Genomic DNA, 25,732 nt, shown 5'->3' with positions numbered 1-25,732 from the left:
TGTATCAGGGGGAAAAGCGCGGATTCTATCAAACCCGCGGCGTGGCGTCAGTCGCGGAGCAGTTCGAGGCTGTGCAACGGGCCTGCGAGGTAGTCGTCGAGGCAGCGCGGCACCAGCTCGCTGCGCCAGCGGGTGGGGGCGGCCAGCAACTCGTCGCGGGTCAGCCACACGGCGCGGACGATGTCACTGTCCAGGGCGAGGTCTTCGTGGTGGCGCACAGGGCGGGCGGCGAAGCAGATGCGCTGGTAGGTCACGCCGTTGCTGGGGGCGGTGTAGAGGTAGATGCCGACCACGCCGGTGAGTTCGACCTCCCAGGCGGTTTCTTCCAGGGTTTCGCGCAGGGCGGCCTGGGGCAGGGTCTCGTTGGCTTCGAGATGGCCGGCGGGTTGGTTGAAGACGTGCTGGCCGGCCTTGAACTCCTCGACGAAGAGGAACTTGCCGTCGTGCTCGACGATGGTGGCGACGGTGATGTGGGGTTGCCAGGTCATTGATAGCTCCTTAAGGGCCTGCTCGGACCCTGTGGGAGCGGGTTTACCCGCGAATGCGATGGTGGCGCAAATAACGCATTCGCGGGTGAACCCGCTCCCACAGGGTTCGCGTTGGCCGCTAGAAATCTATATTCCAGAAAGCACAAACCCCGGTGCGTGGCCGGGGTTTGTGCTGTTACGTCAAGCGAACCTTACAGGGCGGCAATGGCGCTGTTCAGGGTCTGGCTTGGGCGCATCACCTTGGCGGTCAGCTCGGCATCCGGGGCGTAGTAGCCACCGATGTCGGCCGGCTTGCCCTGAACGGCGTTGAGCTCGGCGACGATGGTCGCTTCGTTCTCGGCCAGGGTTTTTGCCAGCGGGGCGAAGCGCGCCTGCAGGGCAGCGTCGTCACTCTGGGCGGCCAGGGCTTGCGCCCAGTACAGGGTCAGGTAGAAGTGGCTGCCACGGTTGTCGATACCGCCGACCTTGCGCGAAGGCGACTTGTTGGTGTCGAGGAACTTGCCGGTGGCCTGGTCCAGGGTGTTGGCCAGCACCTTGGCGCGCGGATTGGCGTAGGTGTTGCCCAGGTGCTCCAGGGAGGCGGCCAGGGCCAGGAATTCACCCAGCGAGTCCCAACGCAGGAAGTTCTCTTCGACCAGCTGCTGCACGTGCTTCGGTGCCGAACCGCCGGCGCCGGTTTCGAACAGGCCACCGCCGTTCATCAGCGGGACGATCGACAGCATCTTGGCGCTGGTGCCCAGCTCCATGATCGGGAACAGGTCGGTCAGGTAGTCGCGCAGCACGTTGCCGGTCACCGAGATGGTGTCCTTGCCTTCGCGGATGCGGGCCAGGGAGAACTTGATGGCGTCGACCGGGGCCAGGACGCGGATGTCCAGGCCAGTGGTGTCGTGATCCTTCAGGTACTTCTGCACCTTCTCGATCATCACGCCGTCGTGGGCACGGGCCGGGTCCAGCCAGAACACCGCCGGGGTGTTGCTCAGGCGGGCGCGGTTGACGGCCAGCTTGACCCAGTCCTGGATCGGCGCGTCTTTGGTCTGGCACATGCGGAAGATGTCACCGGCTTCGACGTCCTGCTGCAGAACGACCTGGCCCTTGCCATCGACCACGCGCACGACGCCGTCGGCCTTGATCTGGAAGGTCTTGTCGTGGGAGCCGTATTCTTCGGCTTTCTGCGCCATCAGGCCAACGTTCGGTACGCTGCCCATGGTGGTCGGGTCGAAGGCACCGTTGACCTTGCAGTCTTCGATGGTGGCCTGGTAGATGCCGGCGTAGCAGCGGTCCGGGATTACGGCCTTGGCGTCTTGCAGCTCGCCGGCGGTGTTCCACATCTTGCCCGAGTCGCGGATCATCGCTGGCATCGAGGCGTCGACGATGACGTCGCTTGGTACGTGCAGGTTGGTGATGCCTTTGTCCGAGTTGACCATGGCCAGGGCCGGGCGAACGGCGTACAGGGCCTGGATGTCGGCTTCGATCTCGGCCTGCTTGTCAGCTGGCAGGTCCTTGATGCGGGCGTACAGGTCGCCGATACCGTTGTTGGCGTTGAAGCCCACTTCGGCCAGGGCTGCGGCGTGCTTGTTGAGCACGTCGCCGTAGAACTCTTCGACGATCACGCCGAACATGATCGGGTCGGAGACCTTCATCATGGTGGCTTTCAGGTGCACCGACAGCAGCACGCCGGAGGCCTTGGCATCGGCGATCTGTTCGGCGATGAAGGCCTTGAGCGCTTTGCGGCTCATGGTGGCGCAGTCGATGACTTCGGCGGCTTTGACCGCGGTCTTTTCTTTCAGGACGGTGGTGCTGCCGTCTTTGCCGACCAGCTCGATGCGCAGGCTGTCGTCAGCTTCGATCAGTGCGGCTTTCTCGCTGCCGTAGAAGTCGCCCTGGGTCATGTGGGCAACGTGCGACTTGGAGTCGGCAGCCCAGGCGCCCATCTTGTGCGGGTGCTTGCGGGCGTAGTTCTTGACCGACAGCGGCGCGCGGCGGTCGGAGTTGCCTTCGCGCAGTACCGGGTTCACAGCCGAACCTTTGATGCGGTCGTAGCGGGCGCGGGATTCTTTCTCTTCGGCGCTGGCCGGCTCGTCGGCGTAGTCAGGAATGTTGAAGCCCTTGGCTTGCAGTTCCTTGATGGCGGCCTTGAGCTGCGGAACCGAAGCGGAGATGTTCGGCAGCTTGATGATGTTGGCTTCAGGGGTGGTGGCCAGCTGGCCCAGTTCCGCCAGGTGATCGGCTACCTGCTTCTGGGCGCCCAGTTGCTCCGGGAATGCCGCGAGGATGCGGCCGGCCAGGGAGATGTCGCGGGTTTCGACGGCGATGTCGGCGCAAGCGGTGAACGCTTCGACGATCGGCAGCAGCGAATAGGTGGCGAGGGCGGGGGCTTCGTCGGTGAAGGTGTAGATGATCTTGGAACGGGTGGGCATGCGGGTTAACTCTCTATGTGCTGAGCGTACTCGAGTCTCGAGGTGCGCAGGGTAGGCGCTTCGCCCTGGCATCGCCATGAGCGGAAAGTCGAGAGGCTGCGAGCGGTGATGGTGGATGCATCAGTCGAGCGTCAAGTGCTGGGGTGCGGTAACAGCCCAGGCTTCGTGGCCATTCATGGCCAAGGGCGGTCCGCATTTTCCTGGGATTCGCCCCGATGACCCTGCGGTCGCGGCGCAGTATATCAAACCCTTTGGTCGATTCAGCAAGGTCAAGTGCGATCGCGCCATTTATAAGACCAAAGACGTAGGGGCAATGTGGCGCAATGCCGCAGGGCGGCAGCTTCGAGCTGTCAGCTGCAAGCTGCAAGAACAGCTCCTCTCTTGCCGCTTGAAACTTGCAGCTTGCAGCTCGGCAATCCTGGTTTAGGCTCAGTGCATCGCGCGTTTTTCAATCACACCAGCGAAAAGCGGAGTAGTGCAGCATGGGATACCAGAAAATCAAGGTTCCGACTGACGGCAGCAAGATCACCGTCAATGCAGACCATTCGCTCAATGTTCCCGACAACCCCATCATCCCCTACATCGAAGGCGACGGTATCGGCGTGGACGTTTCGCCGGTGATGATCAAGGTGGTGGACGCAGCCGTGCAGAAGGCCTACGGCGGCAAGCGCAAGATCGCCTGGATGGAGGTGTATGCCGGCGAGAAGGCCACGCAAGTGTATGACCAGGACACCTGGCTGCCCCAGGAAACCCTGGATGCCGTGAAAGACTATGTAGTGTCGATCAAGGGGCCGCTGACCACGCCGGTCGGTGGTGGTATTCGCTCGCTCAACGTGGCGTTGCGTCAGCAGCTCGACCTCTACGTGTGCCTGCGGCCTGTCGTGTGGTTCCAGGGTGTGCCCAGCCCTGTGAAGAAGCCGGGTGACGTCGACATGGTGATCTTCCGCGAGAACTCCGAGGACATCTACGCCGGTATCGAGTGGAAGGCCGGCTCGCCCGAAGCGAACAAGGTGATCAAGTTCCTCAAGGAGGAAATGGGCGTTACCAAGATCCGTTTCGATCAGGATTGCGGTATCGGCGTCAAGCCGGTTTCCAGGGAGGGCACCAAGCGCCTGGTGCGCAAGGCCCTGCAGTATGTGGTGGACAACGATCGCAAGTCGCTGACCTTGGTGCACAAGGGCAACATCATGAAGTTCACCGAAGGTGCGTTCAAGGATTGGGGTTATGAAGTGGCCCGTGACGAGTTCGGCGCCGAACTGCTGGACGGCGGCCCGTGGATGAAGTTCAAGAACCCCAAGACCGGCCGTGAAGTGATCGTCAAAGACGCCATCGCCGATGCCATGCTCCAGCAGATCCTGCTGCGCCCGGCCGAATACGACGTGATCGCCACGCTCAACCTCAATGGTGACTACCTATCTGACGCGCTGGCGGCGGAGGTGGGCGGCATCGGCATTGCGCCGGGGGCCAACCTGTCGGATACCGTGGCCATGTTCGAGGCTACCCATGGCACCGCGCCCAAGTACGCAGGCAAGGACCAGGTCAATCCGGGGTCGGTAATCCTGTCTGCCGAAATGATGCTGCGGCACATGGGCTGGACCGAGGCCGCCGACCTGATCATCAAGGGTACCAATGGGGCGATTGCGGCCAAGACGGTGACTTATGATTTCGAACGTCTGATGGACGGTGCGACGCTGGTCGGCAGTTCCGGTTTTGGCGAGGCCATGATCAAGCACATGTAAGGCGGGCAAAAAAAAACCGGCCGCCTCTTTATATTAAAGAAGCGGCCGGTTTTTTCGTATTCCGGCTGTAGGCAGGGGTTAGGCTTGGAGCGGGACGGCCGGGGCGGCATTGCCTGTGCTGGTGCCTGCACTGCTGGCGGTGGCACTCTGGATGTTCACCGCATGGTTGCCCTTGGGACCTTGCGCGAGCTCGAACGTGACTGCCTGGCCGGCTTTCAATGTCTTGTAGCCTTCCATCTGGATGGCGGAGTAATGGGCGAACAGGTCTTCGCTCTTACCCTCCTCATTGATGAATCCGTAGCCCTTGGCATTGTTGAACCACTTGACTTTACCGCTTGCCATCCCTATGTCCCTCTGCAAAGGACTCCATCACTGGAGTATCATCCACGTCATCCGCATACGAACCTTGCGAAAAATCTGGTTGACTGCGCGGATCTTTATCGACCACGGTGGGTTCTTATTGGTTGTAACACCGTTTTGCCGATAGTCAAGGTCAGCCGGCGCCCGCGCCGACAGGGGCCTGTGCGGTCAACTCACAACCTTAACCTGTCGATCATGATGAAATTCTTTCCATGCATGTACCCAGTGAGATTCGACTAACATTCAATCAGGACCGCCCGCAGTCCCATGAGGACGGGCATGAGGATGACGGTGCCGGCCTTGCGGTGCAGGAGGCCAAACCTATCCTGCAGGCGCCACCGATGTACAAGGTGGTTTTGTTCAATGATGACTACACACCGATGGATTTCGTCGTCGAAGTGCTCGAGACGTTCTTCAATCTGAACCGCGAGCTGGCGACCAAGATCATGCTGACCGTCCATACCGAAGGGCGGGCAGTGTGCGGATTGTTTACCCGGGACATCGCCGAGACAAAGGCCATGCAGGTCAACCAATACGCCAGGGAAAGCCAGCATCCGCTACTCTGTGAAATCGAGAAGGACGGTTAATCGCCGACCACTTGGGTATGAGGTGAAGCTATGTTAAACCGCGAGCTCGAAGTCACCCTCAATCTGGCCTTCAAGGAGGCTCGTTCGAAGCGTCATGAGTTCATGACCGTCGAACATCTGCTGCTGGCACTCCTTGACAATGAGGCTGCCGCGACCGTTCTGCGCGCCTGTGGCGCCAATCTCGACAAGCTCAAGCATGACCTGCAGGAGTTCATCGATTCGACCACGCCGCTGATCCCCGTGCATGACGAGGACCGTGAAACGCAACCGACGCTGGGCTTCCAGCGGGTGCTGCAGCGTGCCGTGTTCCATGTGCAAAGTTCCGGCAAGCGCGAAGTGACCGGTGCCAACGTGCTGGTGGCGATCTTCAGCGAACAGGAAAGCCAGGCGGTGTTCCTGCTCAAGCAACAGAGCGTGGCGCGCATCGATGTGGTCAACTACATCGCCCATGGCATCAGCAAGGTGCCGGGCCATGGCTCGCACAACGACAACGACCAGGACATGCAGGACGAGGAGGGTGGCGAAACCTCGTCGTCCAGCAATCCGCTGGACGCCTATGCCAGCAACCTGAACGAACTGGCCCGTGCCGGGCGTATCGATCCGCTGGTGGGGCGCGAGCAGGAGGTCGAGCGCGTTGCGCAGATCCTCGCCCGTCGGCGCAAGAACAACCCGCTGCTGGTCGGCGAGGCCGGGGTGGGCAAGACCGCCATCGCCGAAGGCCTGGCCAAGCGCATCGTCGATGGCCAGGTGCCCGACCTGCTGGCCCAGAGCGTGGTCTATTCGCTCGACCTGGGTGCGCTGCTGGCCGGTACCAAGTACCGCGGCGACTTCGAAAAGCGCTTCAAGGCGCTGCTCGGAGAGCTGAAAAAACGTCCGCAGGCCATCCTGTTCATCGACGAGATCCACACCATCATCGGTGCCGGTGCAGCCTCCGGCGGGGTGATGGATGCCTCCAACCTGCTCAAGCCATTGCTGTCGTCGGGTGATATCCGCTGCATCGGCTCGACCACTTTCCAGGAGTTTCGTGGCATCTTCGAGAAGGACCGCGCCCTGGCGCGGCGTTTCCAGAAGGTCGATGTCACCGAGCCTTCGGTGGAAGACACCGTTGGCATCCTGCGCGGCTTGAAGGGGCGTTTCGAGAGCCATCACAACATCGAGTACAGCGATGAGGCGCTGCGTGCAGCTGCAGAGCTGGCTTCGCGCTACATCAATGACCGGCACATGCCGGACAAGGCCATCGACGTGATCGACGAGGCGGGTGCCTACCAGCGCCTGCAGCCGGAAGCCAGCCGGGTCAAGCGTATCGAGGTGCCGCAGGTCGAGGACATCGTTGCCAAGATCGCGCGGATTCCGCCGAAGCACGTCACCAGTTCCGACAAAGAGCTGCTGCGCAATCTGGAGCGTGACCTGAAGCTGACCGTATTTGGTCAGGATCCGGCCATTGATTCGCTGGCCACGGCGATCAAGCTGTCGCGTGCGGGCCTGAAGGCACCGGACAAGCCAGTCGGCTCGTTCCTGTTCGCCGGCCCCACTGGCGTGGGCAAGACCGAAGCCGCCCGCCAGCTGGCCAAGGCGTTGGGTGTGGAGCTGGTGCGCTTCGACATGTCCGAGTATATGGAGCGGCATACCGTGTCGCGCCTGATCGGTGCGCCGCCCGGCTACGTCGGTTTCGACCAGGGTGGCCTGCTGACCGAGGCGATCACCAAGCAACCGCACTGCGTTTTGCTGCTCGATGAAATCGAGAAGGCCCACCCGGAAGTCTTCAACCTGCTGCTGCAGGTGATGGACCACGGCACCCTGACCGACAACAACGGGCGCAAGGCGGACTTCCGCAACGTGATCCTGATCATGACCACCAACGCCGGCGCCGAAACCGCCGCGCGGGCCTCGATCGGTTTCACCCATCAGGATCACTCGTCCGACGCGATGGAGGTCATCCGCAAGAGCTTCACGCCGGAGTTCCGCAACCGTCTGGACACCATCATCCAGTTTGGTCGTCTCTCCCACGAGACCATCAAGAGCATCGTCGACAAGTTCCTCATCGAGTTGCAGGCGCAGCTCGAGGACAAGCGCGTGCTGCTGGAAGTCACCGATGCCGCACGCGGCTGGCTGGCGGCCTCGGGCTACGACGTGCAGATGGGCGCGCGGCCTATGGCGCGGCTGATCCAGGACAAGATCAAGCGGCCGCTGGCCGAAGAGATCCTGTTTGGCGAGCTGGCCGAGCACGGCGGTGTGGTGCACATCGATCTGCGCGACGGTGAGTTGGTGTTCGATTACGAGACCACGGCAGAGGTGGCGTAAACGTCATCGCGGGGCAAGTCGAATCGGCGGTGCGCCGATGCGGCTTGCCCCGCGATGTTTTTGCGGCCATAAAAAAGCCCGGCACATGGCCGGGCTTTTTTATGGCTGGAGCTTAGCGCGCACGGTAGGTGATGCGGCCCTTGCTCAGGTCATACGGCGTCAGTTCGACGCGGACCTTGTCGCCAGTGAGAATACGGATGTAGTTCTTGCGCATCTTGCCAGAGATATGCGCGGTAACGACGTGCCCGTTTTCCAACTCCACGCGGAACATGGTGTTGGGCAGGGTGTCGACGACAGTGCCTTCCATTTCGAAGCTGTCTTCTTTCGACATGCAGTAAAGCCCTCGGTGTCCAGAGTTGGCCCGACGCGTAACTGCACCGGGCAAAAAAAGTGGCGTGGATTATGCCCGAAAATTGTGTTTCAAGCCAATGCTTTCAGTTGAGGCTGACCCAGCGCTGGTTGATCAGCAGTTCGATGGGGCGGTACTGGGTCTTGTAGTTCATTTTCTTGCAGTTCTTGATCCAGTAGCCAAGGTAGACGGCATCGAGGTTTTGCCGCAGGGCTTCGCCGATCTGCCAGAGAATGGCATAGCGGCCGAGGCTGCGACGTTCCTCCTCGGGCTCGTAGAAGGTGTACACCGCCGACAGGCCGTTGGGCAGCAGGTCGCAGACCGCGATGGCCAGCAGGCGGCCATCGAGGCGGAACTCGTAGAACCAGCAGAACGGCAGGTCGCGCACCAGGAAGGTGGCGAACTGGTCGCGGCTTGGCGGGTACATATCGCCATCGGCGTGGCGCTGCTCGATGTAGCGCCGGTAGAGGTCGAAATACTCTTCCTTGAACGCCGGGCGTGCGGCCGTGACGGTCAGGTCGGCGTTGCGCTTGAGGATGCGCCGTTGCTGGCGATTGGGGATGAAGCGCGCAGCGGGAATGCGCGCCGGTACGCAGGCATTGCAGTGCTGGCAATGCGGGCGATAGAGATGGTCGCCGCTGCGCCGAAAGCCCATTTCCGACAGGTCGGCGTACACGTGCACGTCCATCGGCTGGCTCGGGTCGAGAAACAGCGTGGTGGCCTGTTCGTCCGGCAGGTAGCTGCAGGAGTGGGGTTGAGTGGCATAGAACTTCAACCGCGCCAGCTCTGTCATGATCAACCCCTTCGGTGAGACGTTGTTTCTAAGTGTAAGCCAGCTCCGGGAACTCGCCTAGCGAACCCAGGTGGCATGATTGGGGGCATCGAGGTACCTGGCCAGATGTTCGGCGAAGTTCGCCCGGCTGATGGCGCGGGCGCCCAGGCTATGCAGGTGGTTGGTCGGCATCTGGCAGTCGATCAGGACGAAACCGGCCTCGCGCAAGTGCTCGACCAGGGCCACAAAGCCCACTTTCGACGCGTTGTCGGCGCGGCTGAACATCGATTCACCAAAGAACAGCCGGCCCATGGCCAGCCCGTAGAGGCCGCCCACCAGCTTGCCGTCCTGGCGTACCTCCACCGAGTGGGCGATGCCGCGCCGGTGCAGTTCGCAGTAGGCGGCACGCATGTTGTCGGTGATCCAGGTGCCGTCTGCGTAATCGCGTGGCGCGGCGCAGGCGGCAATTACGGCAGCAAAGTCGGTGTCAAAGCTGACCTGGTAGCGGCCTTGGCGGATCAGCTTGGCCAGCGAGCGCGAAACGTGCAGTTCGTCAGGGAGCAGCACGGTGCGCGGATCGGGCGACCACCAGAGGATTGGCTGGCCATCCTGGTACCAGGGGAAGCAGCCGTGGCGATAGGCTGCGACCAAGCGCTCGGGGGTGAGGTCGCCGCCAGCTGCCAGCAGGCCGTTGGGGTCGTGCAGGGCTTTTTCCAGGGGCGGGAAGGTCAGCGAGTCGCGGGTCAGCCAGGTGAGCATGGGTCTTGGGCGGTGGGGGAGGGGAGGGCGACCAGCATGGCGTGCGCGCCTGGCAGGGTCAATCATCCTGTGCCTGTTCGCGGGTAAACCCGCTCCCACAGGTAGTGCGCGGTCCCTGTGGGAGCGGGTTTGCCCGCGAATGCGTGCGCTCAGGCCGCATATTCATCAGCCGGCTGGCACCATCTGGCGCATTTGCTGTCACACCTGTGCAAAAACACAGCATAAGCCTTTGTCACAAAAGAAAATGCGTGCTCAAATTGCAACTAAATGAAAGTAGCCCCCGTTCACGCCCGAAACGGCGTGCCGCCATGGCGGCTGGCGGGCAGTAATGTTAAAAGTAGTGATTTGTTGGCCAGTCACCGGCCAATCACTATTCGCGCAGGAATAGACGCGTTTTGAAGAAATCCACCGCAACTCCAGCCCCCTTGCCTGTGCCCCTGTGGCGGCAACAGCTGCATTACCGCCTCAAGGAAGGTGCGTTGATCGCCGTCGGTGCCCTGTGCCTGTACCTGTGGATGGCGCTGCTCACCTACGACACCTCCGACCCTGGCTTCAGCCACACCAGCAACGCCGACCAGGTGGTGAACGCCGCTGGCCGTGCCGGTGCCTACTTCGCCGACATCCTGTTCATGGTGCTCGGCTACTTCGCCTACATTTTCCCGCTGCTGCTGGCGATCAAAACCTGGCAGATCTTCCGCGAGCGTCACCAGCCCTGGCAGTGGAGTGGCTGGCTGTTTTCCTGGCGGTTGATCGGCCTGGTGTTCCTGGTGCTGTCGGGCGCGGCGCTGGCGCATATCCATTTCCACCCCTCGGAGAGCCTGCCGTTCTCCGCCGGCGGGGCCCTGGGTGAAAGCCTTGGGGATCTGGCGCGCAACCTGCTCAACGTGCAGGGCAGCACGCTGATGTTCATTGCGCTGTTCCTGTTCGGCCTGACCGTGTTCACCGACCTGTCGTGGTTCAAGGTGATGGACGTCACCGGCAAGATCACCCTCGACCTGTTCGAGCTGGTGCAAGGTGCCGCCAACCGCTGGTGGGAAGCGCGCAACGAGCGCAAGCGCCTGGTGGCGCAGCTGCGTGAAGTGGACGAGCAGGTCGATGAAGTGGTTGCCCCGGTAGTGCCGGACAAGCGCGAGCAGATCAAGGCCCGTGAGCGCATCATCGAGCGCGACGACGCCCTGACCAAGCATGTGGCCCAGCGCGAACAGCAGCCGGCCCCGGTAATCAACATGCCGCCACCGCAGGTCAAGGCGCCCGAGCCGAGCAAGCGGGTGATGAAGGAGAAGCAGGCGCCGCTGTTCGTCGACAGCGCCGTGGAAGGCACGCTGCCTTCGATTTCCATCCTCGACCCGGCCGAGCAGAAGAAGATCGAGTACTCGCCGGAGTCCCTGGCTGGTGTCGGCCACTTGCTGGAAATCAAACTGAAAGAGTTCGGCGTCGAAGTCTCTGTCGATTCGATCCACCCGGGCCCGGTGATTACCCGTTACGAAATCCAGCCCGCCGCGGGCGTGAAAGTCAGCCGCATCGCCAACCTGGCCAAGGACCTGGCGCGTTCGCTGGCCGTGACCAGCGTACGGGTGGTCGAAGTGATCCCCGGCAAGACCACCGTGGGTATCGAGATCCCCAACGAGAACCGCCAGATGGTGCGTTTCTCCGAAGTGCTGTCGTCGCCGCAGTTCGACGAGAACAAGTCGCCGGTCACCCTGGCCCTGGGCCACGATATTGGCGGCAAGCCGGTGATTACCGACCTGGCGAAGATGCCCCACCTGCTGGTGGCCGGTACCACCGGCTCCGGTAAGTCGGTGGGTGTGAACGCCATGATCCTGTCGATCCTGTTCAAGTCGGGCCCGGAAGACGCGCGATTGATCATGATCGACCCGAAAATGCTCGAACTGTCGATCTACGAAGGCATCCCGCATCTGCTGTGCCCGGTGGTCACCGACATGAAGGACGCCGCCAACGCCCTGCGCTGGAGCGTTGCCGAGATGGAGCGGCGCTACAAGCTGATGGCGGCCATGGGGGTGCGTAACCTGGCCGGCTTCAACCGCAAGATCAAGGACGCGCAAGAGGCCGGCGAGGTCATCCACGACCCGCTGTACCGTCGCGAGAGCATGGATGACGAACCGCCGACGCTGAAGACCCTGCCGACCATCGTGGTGGTGGTCGACGAATTCGCCGACATGATGATGATCGTCGGCAAGAAGGTTGAAGAACTGATCGCCCGTATCGCCCAGAAGGCCCGTGCCGCCGGTATCCACCTGATCCTGGCCACCCAGCGCCCCTCGGTGGACGTGATCACCGGCCTGATCAAGGCCAACATCCCGACCCGCATGGCGTTCCAGGTGTCGAGCAAGATCGACTCGCGGACCATCATCGACCAGGGTGGCGCCGAGCAGTTGCTGGGCCACGGTGACATGCTGTACATGCCGCCGGGCACCAGCCTGCCGATCCGTGTGCATGGCGCGTTCGTTTCCGACGACGAGGTGCATCGCACGGTCGAGGCGTGGAAACTGCGCGGTGCGCCGGACTACAACGACGACATCCTCAATGGCGTCGAGGAGGCCGGCAGCGGCTTCGACGGCGGTGGCGGCGGCGGTGGCGACGGTGACGACCCGGAAGCCGACGCCCTCTACGACGAAGCCGTGCAGTTCGTGCTGGAAAGCCGCCGGGCATCGATTTCCGCGGTTCAGCGCAAGCTGAAGATCGGTTACAACCGCGCCGCGCGAATGATCGAGTCGATGGAGATGGCCGGTGTGGTCACCCCCATGAACAGCAACGGCTCGCGGGAAGTGATTGCCCCGGGCGGCCCACGCGATTGAAGATCACCCTGCCGGGCACACGAAGTGCCCGGCCCACCCACTGTTCTACGAGGATTTCCATGCGCGCGATTCGCATGCTGTTGGTTACTGCCCTGGCTGCGGGCACTCTGTCGGCCCATGCCGGCGAGCAGGATGTGCAGCGCCTGACCCAGTTGCTGGAGAAGTCGCAGACCATTGAAGCCAACTTTTCCCAGCTGACCCTTGCCGCCGATGGTGCCAACCTGCAGGAAACCTCCGGCAAGATGACCGTCAAGCGCCCGGGCCTGTTCTACTGGCACACCAATGCACCGCAGGAGCAGGTGGTGGTGTCCGACGGCAAGAACGTCACCCTGTGGGACCCGGACCTGGAGCAGGCCACCATCAAGAAGCTCGACGTGCGTCTGAACCAGACCCCGGCGCTGCTGCTGTCCGGTGACGTGTCGAAGATCAGCCAGAGCTTCGACATCACCTCCAAGGAGCAGGGCGAAGTCATGGACTTCACCCTCAAGCCCAAGACCAAGGACACCTTGTTCGATTCGCTGCGCGTGTCGTTCCGCAAGGGCCTGATCAATGACATGCAACTGATCGACAGTGTCGGCCAGCGCACCAATATCCTGTTCAATGGCGTCAAGGCCAACCAGGCGGTACCGGACAGCACCTTCAAGTTCGACATCCCCAAAGGCGCGGACGTCATCAAGGAGTAAGCGGAGCCCGTGATGGACCTGTTTCGAAGCGAACCCGTCGCCCAGCCCCTGGCCGCCCGGCTGCGCCCGTCCAACCTGGACGAGTACGTTGGCCAGGAGCATTTGCTGGCGCGCGGCAAGCCGCTGCGCGAGGCGCTGGAGCAGGGTGCGCTGCATTCGATGATCTTCTGGGGGCCGCCCGGGGTGGGCAAGACCACCCTGGCGCGGCTGCTGGCGCAGTTCTGCGATGCGCACTTCGAAACGGTCTCGGCGGTGCTGGCCGGGGTGAAGGAGATTCGCCAGGCGGTCGAGGTGGCCAAGCAGCAGGCCGGCCAGTTCGGTCGGCGCACCATCCTGTTCGTCGACGAGGTGCACCGCTTCAACAAGTCGCAACAGGACGCCTTCCTGCCCTATGTGGAGGACGGCACGCTGATCTTCATCGGCGCCACTACCGAGAACCCCTCGTTCGAACTGAACAACGCCTTGTTGTCGCGGGCGCGGGTATATGTGCTCAAGAGCCTGGACGAAGCGGCGCTGCGCAAGCTGGTCGACCGTGCGCTGAGCGAAGAGCGCGGCCTGGGCAAGCGCAACCTGCGGGTTGGCGACGAGGCCTTCAAGATGCTCATGGCCGCCGCCGATGGCGATGGCCGGCGCATGCTCAACTTCCTCGAGAACGCCTCGGACCTGGCCGACGATGGCGGTGAAATTGGCGTCGAGTTGCTGCAAAGCCTGCTCGGCGACAGCCGTCGACGTTTCGACAAGGGCGGTGAGGCGTTCTACGACCAGATCTCGGCGCTGCACAAGTCGGTGCGTGGCTCCAACCCCGATGGCGCGCTGTACTGGTACGCGCGCATGCTCGACGGCGGCTGCGACCCGCTGTACATCGCCCGGCGCGTGGTGCGCATGGCCAGTGAAGACATCGGCAACGCCGACCCGCGTGCCCTGAGCCTGTGCCTGGCGGCCTGGGACGTGCAGGAACGCCTGGGCAGCCCGGAAGGCGAGCTGGCGGTGGCCCAGGCCATCACCTATATCGCCTGCGCACCGAAAAGCAATGCGGTGTACATGGGCTTCAAGGCAGCCATGCGCGAAGCAGCCGAGCACGGTTCGCTGGAAGTGCCGCTGCACCTGCGCAATGCCCCGACCAAGCTGATGAAGCAGCTCGGCTACGGCGAGGAATACCGCTACGCCCACGACGAGCCGGATGCCTATGCCGCCGGTGAGGACTATTTCCCCGAACAACTGGAACCGCGCCAGTACTACCAGCCGGTGCCACGCGGGCTGGAGCTGAAAATCGGCGAAAAGCTGCGTCACCTGGCCGAGCTCGACCGCACCAGCCCCCGCCAACGGAGAAAACCGTGATCGCACTCATCGCCGCCGTCAGTGCCGGCGGCATCGCCGGCACCCTGCTGCGTTTTGCCACCTCCAACTGGGTCGCTGCCAACTGGCCGAAGCATTTCTATCTCGGTACGCTGGCTGTCAACCTGGTGGGCTGCCTGCTGATCGGCCTGTTGTACGGCTTGTTCCTGCACAAACCCATGGTGCCGGTGGAGCTGCGCGCTGGGCTGATCGTCGGTTTTCTCGGTGGCCTGACTACCTTTTCTTCCTTTTCCCTGGATACCGTGCGCCTGCTCGAAAGCGGGCAGGTTCCACTGGCCTTGGGCTATACCGGTATTAGTGTGGTGGGCGGGCTGCTTGCGACCTGGGCCGGCCTCACCCTTACCCGATTCTGAACCAACACCTACCTATAACGAGAGAACGATATGCTCGATTCCAAACTGTTACGCGGCCAACTTCAGGAAGTGGCGGACCGCCTGGCCTCCCGTGGCTTCAGCCTGGATGTCGCGCGCATCGAATCACTGGAAGAGCGCCGCAAGGCGGTGCAGACCCGTACCGAGCAACTGCAGGCCGAGCGCAACGCTCGCTCCAAGTCCATCGGCCAGGCCAAGGCCAAGGGTGAGGACATTGCCCCGCTGATGGCAGACGTCGAGCGCATGGCCAACGAGCTGGCCGCCGGCAAGGCTGAGCTGGACGGCATCCAGGCGGAGCTCGACGGCATCCTGCTGACCATCCCCAACCTGCCGGACGCCAGCGTACCGGTCGGTGCCAGCGAAGACGACAACGTCGAAGTGCGCCGTTGGGGCACGCCGAAGGCGTTCGACTTCGAAATCAAGGACCACGTCGCCCTCGGCGAAGTCAGCGGTGGTCTGGACTTCGAGGCGGCGGCCAAGCTGTCCGGTGCCCGCTTCGCCGTGCTGCGTGGCCCGATCGCCTGCCTGCACCGCGCCCTGGCGCAGTTCATGATCAACCTGCACACCGGCGAGCATGGCTACGAAGAGCACTACACCCCGTACCTGGTCCAGGCCCCGGCCCTGCAGGGCACCGGCCAGCTGCCGAAGTTCGAGGAAGACCTGTTCAAGATCAGCCGCGAAGGCGAGGCCGATTTCTACCTGATCCCGACTGCCGAAGTGTCGCTGACCAACCTGGTGGCCGACCAGATCCTCGACGCCAAGCAGCTGCCGCTCAAGCTGGTTGCTCACACCCCATGCTTCCGCAGCGAGGCCGGCGCGTCGGGCCGTGACACCCGCGGCATGATCCGCCAGCACCAGTTCGACAAGGTCGAGATGGTCCAGGTGGTCGAGCCGGCAAAATCCATGGAAGCCCTGGAAGGCCTGACCGCCAACGCCGAGCGTGTGCTGCAGCTGCTGGAGCTGCCGTATCGCGTGCTGGCGCTGTGCACCGGCGACATGGGCTTCGGCGCGGTGAAAACCTACGACCTGGAAGTGTGGGTCCCGAGCCAGGACAAGTACCGTGAAATCAGCTCCTGCTCCAACTGCGGTGACTTCCAGGCCCGCCGCATGCAGGCGCGCTGGCGCAACCCGGAAACCGGCAAGCCTGAGCTGGTGCACACCCTCAACGGTTCCGGCCTGGCAGTAGGCCGCACCCTGGTGGCCGTGCTGGAGAACTACCAGCAGGCCGACGGCTCGATCCGTGTGCCGGAAGTGCTCAAGCCATACATGGGCGGCGTCGAGGTCATTCGCTGAGATGGATTACCTGCCGCTGTTCCATAAGCTGCAGGGCGGCCACGTACTGGTCGTCGGCGGTGGCGAGATCGCCCTGCGCAAGGCGCGCCTGCTGGCCGATGCCGGCGCCGCGCTGCGGGTGGTGGCGCCGGACGTAGACGGCCAGCTTGCCGCGCTGGCCCGTGAGGGCGGTGGCGAGGTGCTGGTGCGCGGCTATCAGCCGTCGGACCTGGACGGCTGTCGGCTGGTGATCGCGGCCACCGATGACCCCGGGCTCAATGCCCAAGTCTCGGCGGATGCGCAGGCGCGCAGCCTGCCGGTCAATGTGGTTGACGCGCCGGCCTTGTGCACGGTGATCTTCCCCGCCATCGTCGATCGCTCACCCCTGGTGGTGGCGGTCTCCAGCGGTGGCGACGCCCCGGTGCTGGCGCGGTTGATTCGCGCCAAGCTCGAAGCCTGGATCCCGTCCGCCTATGGTGAGCTGGCTGGGCTGGCCGCGCGTTTCCGGCACAAGGTCAAGGCCTTGTACCCTGATGTCAACCAGCGCCGCGGCTTTTGGGAGAACGTGTTCCAGGGGCCGATCGCCGAGCGCCAGCTGGCCGGGCAGGGTGCCGAGGCCGAACGCCTGTTGCAGGCGATGGTCGACGGCGCACCGGTGCAGCAGGGTGGCGAGGTGTATCTGGTCGGTGCCGGCCCGGGTGACCCGGACCTGCTGACCTTCCGTGCCCTGCGCCTGATGCAGCAGGCCGACGTGGTGCTGTACGACCGGCTGGTGGCTCCCGCCATCATCGAGATGTGCCGACGCGATGCCGAGCGTATCTATGTCGGCAAGCGCCGCGCCGACCACAGTGTGCCGCAGGACCAGATCAACCGCCTGTTGGTCGATCTGGCCCGGCAGGGCAAGCGTGTGTTGCGGCTCAAGGGCGGTGATCCGTTCATCTTCGGCCGGGGCGGCGAAGAGATCGAGGAGCTGGCCGAGCAGGGTATCCCGTTCCAGGTGGTGCCTGGCATCACCGCAGCCAGCGGTTGTTCCGCCTACGGCGGTATTCCGCTGACCCACCGCGACTATGCCCAGTCGGTGCGCTTCGTGACCGGCCACCTGAAAGATGGCACCAGCAACCTGCCCTGGCACGATCTGGTGGCGCCTGCGCAAACCCTGGTGTTCTACATGGGGCTGGTGGGGCTGCCGACCATCTGTGCCGAGTTGATTCGCCATGGCCGTGCGGCCAGTACCCCTGCAGCGCTGGTGCAGCAGGGGACCACGCGCAACCAGCGGGTGTTCACCGGTACCTTGGCCGACTTGCCTGAACTGGTGGCCCGGCATGAAGTGCACGCGCCGACCCTGGTGATTGTCGGGGAAGTGGTGCAGTTGCGCGAGAAGCTGGCGTGGTTCGAAGGTTCGCAAAACGCCTGAGCACTCTGTAGCACCTCGTGGGAGCGGGCTTGCCCCGCGATGGCGACAGCAGCGGCAACATTGCCCTGCGCTGTGATGCTATCGCGGGGCAAGCCCGCTCCCACGTGGGGTCTTTATTTGCTCTGCCAGATGCCTTTGCCCGGCAGCCGCTCCCGGTCATGGGGCTGATTGAAGTCCTGCAGTGGCCCCTTGGGCACGATGCCGTTCGGGTTGATGGTCTTGTGGCTCATGTAGTAGTGCTTCTGGATATGCTCCATGTTCACCGTATCCGCCACCCCCGGCCACTGGTACAGGTCGCGCAGCCAGTTGGACAGGTTCGGGTAGTCGCTCAGGCGGCGCAGGTTGCACTTGAAATGGCCATGGTACACCGCATCGAAACGCACCAGCGTGGTGAACAGGCGTACGTCGGCTTCGGTCAGGTATTCACCGGCCAGGTAGCGCTGGCGAGCCAGTAACCCTTCCAGATAGTCCAGCTCATTGAACACCTCGTCGAACGCCGTTTCGTAGGCCTCCTGCGTGGTGGCGAAACCTGCGCGGTAGACGCCGTTGTTCACTGCTGGGTAAATGCGCTCGTTGAGTGCATCGATAGTGCTGCGCAGCGGCGCTGGATAGAGGTCCAGAGTATTGCCGGTCAGCTCGTCGAATGCCGAGTTGAAGAGGCGGATGATCTCGGCCGACTCATTGTTGACGATGCGTTTTTCCTGCTTGTCCCACAGCACAGGCACCGTCACGCGACCGGTGTAGTGCGGGTCGTCCTGGGTATAACGCTGGTGCAGGTACTGCAGGGCATCGAGGTGGTCGCCGCTGGAGCCTTCCTGCTGGTCGAAGGTCCAGCCATGCTCGCCCATCAGCCAACTGACCACCGACACGTCGATCAGCGGCTCCAGGCCTTTGATGGCGCGCACGATCAGGGTGCGGTGGGCCCAGGGGCAGGCGAGCGACACATACAGGTGATAGCGGCCGGCTTCGGGGGCGGGCAGCGGGTTGCGTCGTTGCGAATTCTCGCGCTGGAAGGCGCCGTCCTTGCTGGTCTGGTACCACTGGTCATGCCAGCGGCCATCGATCAAAAGGCCCATGCTGGAGCTCCTCGGAACAAAGTGTTTGTCGTTGGAGCTCAGTCTAGAGCAAAGCGTTCGAACGAATAGCGCAAAGAGTGGGGTTAACAGATCTGTTTATTTGATGTTTCCGCGCGCGGCCCAGTAGGCGCGGGCGGTACTGAACGCCAACTCGCGGTCTTGGCCCAGGCCACGCAGGGCCAGGGCCATGGTCGCGACCACGGCCATTTCGCCGTAGCTGTCTTCGGCTTCGCCGCGCCAGACGGCAAGCAGGTGCTCCGCTTGCAGGCTGGCGGGCTTCACGTGGCGCTGGGCGCTCAGGGCTGGCCACTCCTCGTCCCAGGCAGCGCCGGCCGAAGCGCCGTAGAGATGGCTGGTGACATCCGGGTTGATCTCGATCTCGCCACCGTCACCCTTGATCACCAGTGCGTGGTCGCCCAGCAGTCGGCTGGCCTCGCGGTGCACGGCCTGGTAACCGGGGTGGAAGATGCTCTGCAGGCCGCAGCGCGCGGCGAGGGGGTTGAGTACCCGGGCCAGCGAGTGGATCGGTGAGCGCAGGCCGAGGGTGTTGCGCAGGTCGATCATGCGCTGCAACTGCGGCGCCCAGTCCTGCAGCGGGAAGAAGGCCAACTGGTGAGTGTCCAGGGTTTGCGCAACGCTTGCCCAGTCACGGCACAGCGGGATGTCCAGCAGGCCGAGCAGTTGTTCGGTGTACAGGCGCCCGGCGGTGTGGGCGCCGCCGCCATGCATCAGGATGCGTACGCCATTACCGGCCAGGCACTTGGCCGCCAGCAGGTACCAGGGCAGGTGGCGCTTCTTGCCGGCGTAGCTCGGCCAGTCCAGATCGACGTTGATGCGTGGTGCCTGCAGGTGGGCGCGCAACGCCTCGGTGAAGCCCGCAAGCTCCTCGGCGCTTTCCTCCTTGTGCCGCAGCAGCATCAGGAAGGCGCCGAGCTGGGTGTCTTCGACCTTGCCCTCGAGCAGCAGGGTCATGGCTGCGCGGGCCTCCTCGCGGGTCAGGCCGCGGGCGCCGCGCTTGCCTTTGCCCAGGATGCGCACGAATTCGGCGAAGGGGTGTTCGGTCGGTGTTTCCAGGGTGAGCGGGCGAGGTGCGTTCATATGCAGTTGGTCGGCTTGGGCAGGCCCGCCAGCTTGGCGGCGAGTTTGGCGGGAGTGCCGTTGAACAGGCGGTTGAGGTGCGGGCTGTTGCCCTTCTCCGTGCCCAGTTTGAGCGCGGTGTACTTGATCAGCGGGCGGGTGGCTGGCGACAGCTGGTACTCGGCGTAGAACTGGCGCAACAGTTCGAGGATTTCCCAGTGGTCGGTGGTCAGGGCGATGTCTTCGCGGGCCGCCAGTGATTCGGCGACCTCGTGGGACCAGTCCTGCAGGTCGACCAGAAAGCCGTCTTTGTCCAGGGCGATGGCGCGATCGCCGACAGTCAGGGTGCTCATAGCCAGCTGTTGACCTTGTCGTAGTGCAGGGTGAGTTCGACGAAGGCCGGGTAGTCCACGGCCTTGGCCAGTGGGCTGGTGAGGGCGCGGGCTTGCAGGTCTTCGTCGAGGGCGTACAGGCGCTGTTCGAGGTTGGCCGCTTGCAGGGCGCGCAGGGGCTCGCTACCGGCTTTGAGCGCATAGGTGGCGTCGCCACACAGCAATATTGCGTCTTGTGGGCCGAGCAGGCGCAGGCAGCTGGCCAGGCGTTCGTCCGCGAAAGGCGAGTGGGCAATTACGTGCAGGGTCGTCATCAGAGGGTTACCACCTGGTCGAAACGGGCGATCAGTGCGGCCAGTGCGGCATCGTCGAGAACCTCGACGGGCAAGGCCAGCGTGGTGCTGTCCAGGCCGCGGCGGGCCAGGCTATGCGCGCAGGCGAACAGCTCCTCGACGCCGAACATCGGCAAGGCCTGGAGGTTGGCGGCCAGGTTTTTTTGCTGCAGGGCGTCCGGGTGCTGATCTTGAGCCAGCTGGAATACCCCGTCGTCTAGGAACAGCATGCCCAGCGGCAGGTCGAAGGCGCCGCCGGCCAAGGCGATATCCAGGGCTTCACGGGCGGACGGGCCACTCCACGGCGCCTGGCGGCTGATGATCAGAAGCGATTTGGCCATTTCAATCACCCCCAAAGCAGATCAGGCGGTCGGCAACCTGCGCGGCCTCGTGCAATTGGCCCAGGCCGGACAGCTCCCAAGGTGCCGGCAGGTTCACGGCCGGGCGCTGGTAACGGTTGGCTTCTTCTTCATTGAGCACGCCCCTGCGCAGGGCTGCGGCAATGCAGACCACGGCGTCGAGCTGGTGCTCGCTGATGAACGCGCGCCATTGATTGGCCACGTCGAGTTCATCCTGCGGCGCGACGATATTGGCCGAGGCGCTGTGCACGCCGTCCTGGTAGAAGAACAGCCGAGCAATTTCATGCCCGCCGGCCAGCGCCGCCTCGGCGAAGCGCAGGGCGCGACGCGAGGAGGGCGCATGCGCCGGGGAAAAGACCGCAATGGCGAATTTCATGGAAAACCCGTGTAAAGGAAGGCGGCCATGATAAAGCAAAAAGCCCGCGCTGGTGGGCGCGGGCTCGGTCTGCAAGGCCGTGATCAGTCAAGCCTGTTCCTTGCTCTCCGGCAGGAACCAGTTGAGCACCAGGGCGCAGATGCCCCCAGTGGCGACGCCCGACTCCAGCACGTTGCGCAGCGCCGCTGGCATGTGTGCGAGGAACTCCGGCACCTGAGCCACGCCAAGGCCCAGGGCCAGCGACACGGAAATGATCAGCAGCGCCCGGCGGTCAAGGCGGGTGCTGGCGAGGATGTTGATACCCGATGCGGCAACTGCACCGAACATCACCATGGCCGCGCCACCCAGGACCGGCTCCGGCACCGCCTGGATAACCCCGGCAACGCTGGGGAACAGGCCCAGCAGGACCAGCATGGCGGCGATCCAGATGCCGATATGGCGGCTGGCGATACCGGTCAGCTGAATGACGCCATTGTTCTGGGCGAAGATCGAGCTGGGGAAAGTGTTGAAAACGCCGGCCAGCAGCGAGTTGGCGCCGTTGACCAGCACCCCGCCCTTGATCCGCTGCATCCACACCGGGCCTTCGACCGGTTGGCGCGATACCTTGCTGGTGGCGGTGACATCGCCGATGGCTTCCAGCGAGGTGACCAGGTAGATCACCAGCATCGGAATGAACAGCGCCCAGGAGAAGCTCACGCCAAAGTGCAGCGGCGTCGGTACCTGGAACAACGCGGCCTGGTGCATGCCGGTGAAGTCCAGGCGCCCCAGGTAGCCGGCCAGCGCATAGCCCACGGCCAGGGCGATGACGATGGCGCAGCTGCGCATCCACACCACCGGAATACGGTTGAGGATGACGATGATTGCCAGCACCACACCCGACAGCAGCAGGTTTTCGCCGTTGGCGAAGGTGCCGTTGGCCATGGCGCCGAAGCCGCCGCCCATGCTGATCAGGCCGACCTTGATCAGGGTCAGGCCGATCATCAGCACGACGATACCGGTGACCAGCGGGGTGATCAGGCGTTTGACGAAGGGCAGGATGCGCGAAACGCCCATCTCTACGAACGAACCGGCGATGACCACGCCAAAGATGGCCGCCATCACGCCTTCTACCGGCGTGCCCTGCTTGACCATCAGTGCGCCGCCCGCGATCAGCGGGCCAACGAAGTTGAAGCTGGTGCCCTGCACGATCAGCAAGCCGGCGCCGAACGGCCCAAAGCGCTTGCACTGCACAAAGGTGGCGATGCCGGAGATCACCAGCGACATGGACACGATCAGGTTGGTATCGCGAGGCGAGACCCCCAGCGCCTGGCAGATCAGCAGCCCTGGGGTAACGATCGGTACGATGATCGCCAGCAGGTGCTGCAGTGCCGCCAGCAGGCCGATCAACAGGCGAGGCTTGTCCTCAAGGCCCAGGACCAGTTCGTTGGCAGGCGCCGCCGCGCCCGGCCCGTGTTCGTGTGAACTCATGGGAAATGCTGCCCCGGAAGAAAAAAGGAGCGCATTCTACGGGCTGAATCCCGATAGGGGTAGAGGTTAGGAAGATAGCGTCACAATCGCAGATGAAGCTGACTTAAAGGTCAGTTTGTGCGGCCTTTTCATCGGCCACGAAAAAGCCCGCCGAAGCGGGCTTTTCCTGGCTACTCGACGGGTTTGAATCAGTCGTCGCGGCCCATGATGCCGAACAGCTGCAGCAGGCTGATGAACAGGTTGTAGATCGACACGTACAGGCTGATGGTCGCCATGATGTAGTTGCGCTCGCCGCCATGGATGATGGCGCTGGTCTGGAACAGGATGCAGACCGACGAGAACAGTACGAAGCCGGCGCTGATGGCCAGTTGCAGGCCGCTGATCTGGAAGAAGAAGCTGGCCAGCACGGCGCCCAGCAGGACGAAGAAGCCTGCGGTGATGAAACCACCGAGGAAGCTCATGTCCTTGCGGGTGATCAGTACATAGGCCGACAAGCCGCCGAAGACCAGTGCGGTCATGGCGAATGCCGAGCTGACGACTTCGGCGCCACCGCTCATGCCCAGGTAACGATTGAGGATCGGGCCGAGGATGAAGCCCATGAAGCCGGTGAGGGCGAAGGTCGATACCAGGCCCCAGACCGAATCACGCAGCTTGGCGGTGAGGAAGAACAGGCCGTAGAAGCCGATCAGCACGACGAACACGTTGGGATAGCGAAAGCCCATCTGCTGCGAGACGAAGGCCATGATGCCGCTGAAGGCGAGGGTGAGCGCCAGCAGGCTGTACGTGTTGCGCAGGACCTTGCTGATCTCCTGCTGCTCGACCTGCTGGCCGTGGTGGACGGCGTAATCCTGTTCGCGCATGGCGACACTCCTTTGGTGTGTACCCAGGCGTTGAAGCCTGGCGAATGAAACGTATGGTTGCTGGAGCATACCAGAGCTGCCGCAACCCGCGACACAGAGAGTTTGACAGCTTGTTACATTAAGGTATTATTGCCGCCGCAAAACCAGCTGGAAGCGTGGCCGAGTGGTTTAAGGCAACGGTCTTGAAAACCGTCGATGGGCAACTATCCTAGAGTTCGAATCTCTACGCTTCCGCCACTTTCAAAGCCCTGATTATTCAGGGCTTTTTGCGTTTTTGGGCATAGTGATCCCCGCCGAATTCCCCCATCAGGCACCCTGCCCGAACGTCGCATTCAAAAACCACAACTCCAGCACCGCAACCAGCACGCAGAAGGCCACGAAGCCACGGGTGAACACCCGGCGTGGCTTGTCGAAACTTGGCCAGTTGAGCAGTGCATTACAGAGATTGCCGATGGCTTCGAAAATGCTGCCAATCGCGCTTAGTAAACTATCGAGTGCGTCGTGCACGTGTCGGATCTTCCTGGTGCCTGAGGGTGAGCCCTAGGTTGCCACCATCATGGCCAAACGCTCGCCCAGCCCCTGTGTTCACTGCAACGTCGGTGACCTGAAGGGGGAGGCCATGTCAGCCAGCGTCAGTTCGATATGCGCGATCAACCCGGCGAGGTGATCTGCCTTTTCCAGTTGGCCGTCTGCCTTCAACCGCACCAGCTCCTGGCGCAGGTTCAGCAGATGTTTTTGCAGGGCGAGGGCGGAGGTGTGGTACTGATCCATGTCGATCTCATATGAAGGGCCTCCTTGCCGTTGTTAGTGCCAATGAAGGTATCAGCTCATTCCGCGTGCCAATACTGATCATTCATACACGCTTCCTGAATTGGCGATAAGTCGGCTACAGAACATTCAGATTGGTCCTACGAATAGATCAGGGCTTATTTTTTGGGTGTCCCCCAACGGTCGCGCCAGAAGCCTTGGCATGGTTGGGCTTAAGCCATACACGCAGCGTCGATTATGAACCTGACGCCGTAGGACGTCTTCGAATGGGTCGAAACGATATGTTGCAATTGACTTGCGCGGGAAGTTGCCGGCCCCGGCGATCCCGCGTTGGCGGTTTCTGCTAGCATCGACGCTTTTCACCGCCAGGGAGAGGCATGTGAAGTACGTCGTGATAGAGCACCACCGCAGCGAATACCCCACCCCTATCACCTTCGCTGGCGGCACGTTGCTGGACATCGGTCAGCGCTATGAGGGCGAGGAACCTTGGCAGGACTGGTACCTGTGCAGTTGCAGCGGGCAGGCGCCGGGCTGGGTACCGGCGCAGGTGATCGAGCGGATCGGCGTCGACCGGGGCAGGGCGGTGGAGGCTTATTGCGCCCATGAGCTGGACATCGACCCGGGCCAGCAGGTCGAGGGCCTGCGGCCACTGAACGGCTGGCTGTGGTGCCGCAACTTGCGCAACGGCGAACTGGGCTGGTTGCCCCAGGAGAAACTGCGCTTGCTGGGCTGCTGAAAGATCATCTGATCTGCTTTTTTTCCACGAACCTGAATCTGTAACCGTATCAGCGCCGAGCCGACAATACCTTCCAGGCCCGGCGCTTGCGAACCGGCAAATGCCGGGCCGGTTGTGCTGCTCTGCACCCGCATCGGCCGGCCCCGCTGTTCCGTCATCACACTGTAGAGGTTCCGATGGGCAAGCTTGCTCTGTTCCTGGGTGGTTTTCTGCTGCTGACTATCATGATCGGTTTGCTGGGTACCATTCCGCCAGGTTGAAAACCCGCGCTTCATCCCTCAGCCCGTCTGGCACCAAGGCGGGCTCGATTTTCTCCCTCCGGCCCTTGGCCATTTGCCGCAGTCGTCTAGACAGGCGGTAGCTGCAAGTCATTCTCAAGTGCAAGGTGCTCGTGTACTCTCCCGCCCCCGTAAAAAGGGCCCGGGAACACGGGCCGATCACTTGCCTTGGAGACAATACGCACTATGGAATGCAAGAAAGACACTGCAGCGATGCTGGAGTGGCGCAGTCGCTATCTCGCAGAGGGCATCCTGCATGAGGAGGACTACGATCAGGCGCTGCGCAGTGCCGAAGCGTTGGAGCATTCTGGAGTGATCAGTGCAAGTGAATGGATCGAAATGGTCAGGTTGGCCAATACGGCGTTGCTCAAGCTCAGATAAATCCTG

At 62.9% G+C, this 25,732-nt stretch carries 27 protein-coding genes and 1 tRNA gene; 12 read left to right on the top strand and 16 right to left on the bottom strand.

What is annotated here, in order from left to right; translation table 11 throughout:
• Positions 1-47: 47 nt before the first annotated feature.
• Complete coding sequence (locus ABE459_RS05430; protein WP_323828853.1) at positions 48-488, bottom strand: NUDIX hydrolase; 441 nt, start codon at positions 486-488, stop codon at positions 48-50.
• Positions 489-679: 191 nt separating this feature from the next.
• A complete protein-coding gene (locus tag ABE459_RS05425; RefSeq protein WP_323828855.1) occupies positions 680-2,905 on the bottom strand; it encodes an NADP-dependent isocitrate dehydrogenase in 2,226 nt (741 codons plus the stop codon).
• A 482-nt stretch (positions 2,906-3,387) separates the two neighbouring features.
• Between ABE459_RS05425 and icd the strand changes: the two genes are divergently transcribed.
• Positions 3,388-4,644 (top strand): NADP-dependent isocitrate dehydrogenase, encoded by a 1,257-nt coding sequence (gene icd, locus ABE459_RS05420; RefSeq protein WP_125464659.1) that lies wholly within the window; start codon positions 3,388-3,390, stop codon positions 4,642-4,644.
• A gap of 78 nt (positions 4,645-4,722) precedes the next feature.
• Here icd and cspD read toward each other — a convergent pair whose 3' ends face one another.
• On the bottom strand, positions 4,723-4,986 hold the full coding sequence (cspD, locus tag ABE459_RS05415; RefSeq protein WP_323828858.1) for a cold shock domain-containing protein CspD: 264 nt from the start codon (positions 4,984-4,986) through the stop codon (positions 4,723-4,725).
• A 230-nt stretch (positions 4,987-5,216) separates the two neighbouring features.
• Between cspD and clpS the strand changes: the two genes are divergently transcribed.
• Positions 5,217-5,591: an ATP-dependent Clp protease adapter ClpS gene (clpS, locus tag ABE459_RS05410; RefSeq protein ID WP_028692390.1), complete on the top strand. Its 375-nt coding sequence runs from the start codon at positions 5,217-5,219 to the stop codon at positions 5,589-5,591.
• A 30-nt stretch (positions 5,592-5,621) separates the two neighbouring features.
• Complete coding sequence (gene clpA, locus ABE459_RS05405; protein WP_258642307.1) at positions 5,622-7,892, top strand: ATP-dependent Clp protease ATP-binding subunit ClpA; 2,271 nt, start codon at positions 5,622-5,624, stop codon at positions 7,890-7,892.
• Positions 7,893-8,004: 112 nt separating this feature from the next.
• On the opposite strand, the gene infA is transcribed toward clpA, so the two are convergent.
• From infA to aat, 3 genes are all read right to left on the bottom strand, one after another.
• Positions 8,005-8,223: a translation initiation factor IF-1 gene (gene infA / locus ABE459_RS05400; protein WP_002553999.1), complete on the bottom strand. Its 219-nt coding sequence runs from the start codon at positions 8,221-8,223 to the stop codon at positions 8,005-8,007.
• 103 nt (positions 8,224-8,326) lie between these two features.
• Positions 8,327-9,034, bottom strand: a complete 708-nt coding sequence (locus tag ABE459_RS05395) for an arginyltransferase (RefSeq protein WP_125464656.1) — start codon at positions 9,032-9,034, stop codon at positions 8,327-8,329.
• 57 nt (positions 9,035-9,091) lie between these two features.
• On the bottom strand, positions 9,092-9,772 hold the full coding sequence (gene aat / locus ABE459_RS05390; protein WP_323828864.1) for a leucyl/phenylalanyl-tRNA--protein transferase: 681 nt from the start codon (positions 9,770-9,772) through the stop codon (positions 9,092-9,094).
• A gap of 395 nt (positions 9,773-10,167) precedes the next feature.
• Between aat and ftsK the strand changes: the two genes are divergently transcribed.
• From ftsK to cysG, 6 genes are read left to right on the top strand one after another with little or no spacing between them, the layout of a single operon-like run.
• Positions 10,168-12,588 carry a DNA translocase FtsK gene (ftsK, locus tag ABE459_RS05385; RefSeq protein WP_125859273.1) on the top strand — a complete coding sequence of 807 codons (2,421 nt, stop codon included), beginning with the start codon at positions 10,168-10,170 and terminating at the stop codon, positions 12,586-12,588.
• Positions 12,589-12,647: 59 nt separating this feature from the next.
• Positions 12,648-13,271 carry an outer membrane lipoprotein chaperone LolA gene (lolA, locus tag ABE459_RS05380; protein WP_323828866.1) on the top strand — a complete coding sequence of 208 codons (624 nt, stop codon included), beginning with the start codon at positions 12,648-12,650 and terminating at the stop codon, positions 13,269-13,271.
• A 12-nt stretch (positions 13,272-13,283) separates the two neighbouring features.
• Positions 13,284-14,609, top strand: a complete 1,326-nt coding sequence (locus ABE459_RS05375; protein WP_323828868.1) for a replication-associated recombination protein A — start codon at positions 13,284-13,286, stop codon at positions 14,607-14,609.
• A complete protein-coding gene (crcB, locus tag ABE459_RS05370; RefSeq protein ID WP_110993205.1) occupies positions 14,606-14,980 on the top strand; it encodes a fluoride efflux transporter CrcB in 375 nt (124 codons plus the stop codon). The genes ABE459_RS05375 and crcB overlap by 4 nt, the downstream gene beginning before the upstream one ends.
• 30 nt (positions 14,981-15,010) lie before the next feature.
• Positions 15,011-16,291, top strand: coding sequence for a serine--tRNA ligase (serS, locus tag ABE459_RS05365; RefSeq protein ID WP_323828870.1), 1,281 nt, complete (start codon positions 15,011-15,013; stop codon positions 16,289-16,291).
• Between the two features lies 1 nt (position 16,292).
• Positions 16,293-17,684: a siroheme synthase CysG gene (gene cysG, locus ABE459_RS05360; protein WP_125859270.1), complete on the top strand. Its 1,392-nt coding sequence runs from the start codon at positions 16,293-16,295 to the stop codon at positions 17,682-17,684.
• Between the two features lie 113 nt (positions 17,685-17,797).
• Here cysG and ABE459_RS05355 read toward each other — a convergent pair whose 3' ends face one another.
• The 8 genes from ABE459_RS05355 to ABE459_RS05320 form a co-directional block, all read right to left on the bottom strand.
• Positions 17,798-18,760, bottom strand: a complete 963-nt coding sequence (locus ABE459_RS05355) for a glutathione S-transferase family protein (RefSeq protein WP_323828872.1) — start codon at positions 18,758-18,760, stop codon at positions 17,798-17,800.
• Positions 18,761-18,856: 96 nt separating this feature from the next.
• Positions 18,857-19,858 (bottom strand): glycosyl transferase family protein, encoded by a 1,002-nt coding sequence (locus tag ABE459_RS05350; RefSeq protein ID WP_323828874.1) that lies wholly within the window; start codon positions 19,856-19,858, stop codon positions 18,857-18,859.
• A complete protein-coding gene (locus ABE459_RS05345; RefSeq protein WP_125464648.1) occupies positions 19,855-20,190 on the bottom strand; it encodes a TusE/DsrC/DsvC family sulfur relay protein in 336 nt (111 codons plus the stop codon). The genes ABE459_RS05350 and ABE459_RS05345 overlap by 4 nt, the downstream gene beginning before the upstream one ends.
• A complete protein-coding gene (gene tusB / locus ABE459_RS05340) occupies positions 20,187-20,483 on the bottom strand; it encodes a sulfurtransferase complex subunit TusB (protein WP_258704675.1) in 297 nt (98 codons plus the stop codon). Before tusB ends, ABE459_RS05345 begins: the two co-directional genes overlap by 4 nt.
• Positions 20,483-20,842 carry a sulfurtransferase complex subunit TusC gene (gene tusC, locus ABE459_RS05335; protein WP_110993212.1) on the bottom strand — a complete coding sequence of 120 codons (360 nt, stop codon included), beginning with the start codon at positions 20,840-20,842 and terminating at the stop codon, positions 20,483-20,485. The genes tusB and tusC overlap by 1 nt, the downstream gene beginning before the upstream one ends.
• Position 20,843: 1 nt before the next feature.
• Positions 20,844-21,236 (bottom strand): sulfurtransferase complex subunit TusD, encoded by a 393-nt coding sequence (gene tusD / locus ABE459_RS05330; RefSeq protein ID WP_125464645.1) that lies wholly within the window; start codon positions 21,234-21,236, stop codon positions 20,844-20,846.
• An 87-nt stretch (positions 21,237-21,323) separates the two neighbouring features.
• Positions 21,324-22,703: a uracil-xanthine permease family protein gene (locus ABE459_RS05325; protein WP_125859264.1), complete on the bottom strand. Its 1,380-nt coding sequence runs from the start codon at positions 22,701-22,703 to the stop codon at positions 21,324-21,326.
• Positions 22,704-22,891: 188 nt separating this feature from the next.
• Entirely contained in the window at positions 22,892-23,563 is a 672-nt protein-coding gene (locus ABE459_RS05320) for a Bax inhibitor-1/YccA family protein (protein WP_125464643.1), read from the bottom strand.
• A 149-nt stretch (positions 23,564-23,712) separates the two neighbouring features.
• On the opposite strand from ABE459_RS05320, the gene ABE459_RS05315 reads away from it, so the two are divergent.
• Positions 23,713-23,800: transfer RNA gene (locus tag ABE459_RS05315), tRNA-Ser, on the top strand.
• A gap of 69 nt (positions 23,801-23,869) precedes the next feature.
• On the opposite strand, the gene ABE459_RS05310 is transcribed toward ABE459_RS05315, so the two are convergent.
• Both ABE459_RS05310 and ABE459_RS05305 read right to left on the bottom strand, forming a co-directional pair.
• Complete coding sequence (locus tag ABE459_RS05310) at positions 23,870-24,070, bottom strand: hypothetical protein (protein WP_110995563.1); 201 nt, start codon at positions 24,068-24,070, stop codon at positions 23,870-23,872.
• A gap of 78 nt (positions 24,071-24,148) precedes the next feature.
• Positions 24,149-24,334 carry a hypothetical protein gene (locus ABE459_RS05305; RefSeq protein ID WP_125464642.1) on the bottom strand — a complete coding sequence of 62 codons (186 nt, stop codon included), beginning with the start codon at positions 24,332-24,334 and terminating at the stop codon, positions 24,149-24,151.
• Between the two features lie 376 nt (positions 24,335-24,710).
• Between ABE459_RS05305 and ABE459_RS05300 the strand changes: the two genes are divergently transcribed.
• Together ABE459_RS05300 and ABE459_RS05295 are read left to right on the top strand one after the other, a co-directional pair.
• On the top strand, positions 24,711-25,067 hold the full coding sequence (locus ABE459_RS05300; protein ID WP_125464641.1) for an SH3 domain-containing protein: 357 nt from the start codon (positions 24,711-24,713) through the stop codon (positions 25,065-25,067).
• A gap of 464 nt (positions 25,068-25,531) precedes the next feature.
• The gene (locus ABE459_RS05295) at positions 25,532-25,726 is read left to right on the top strand and encodes a hypothetical protein (RefSeq protein WP_125464640.1); all 195 of its coding nucleotides are present in this window, start codon (positions 25,532-25,534) and stop codon (positions 25,724-25,726) included.
• Positions 25,727-25,732: the final 6 nt, after the last annotated feature.

The sequence above is a fragment of the Pseudomonas sp. TWI923 genome, from assembly GCF_039673365.1.
GTDB classification, from domain to species: domain Bacteria; phylum Pseudomonadota; class Gammaproteobacteria; order Pseudomonadales; family Pseudomonadaceae; genus Aquipseudomonas; species Aquipseudomonas sichuanensis.
This window is presented reverse-complemented; position numbering and strand designations above follow the sequence as displayed.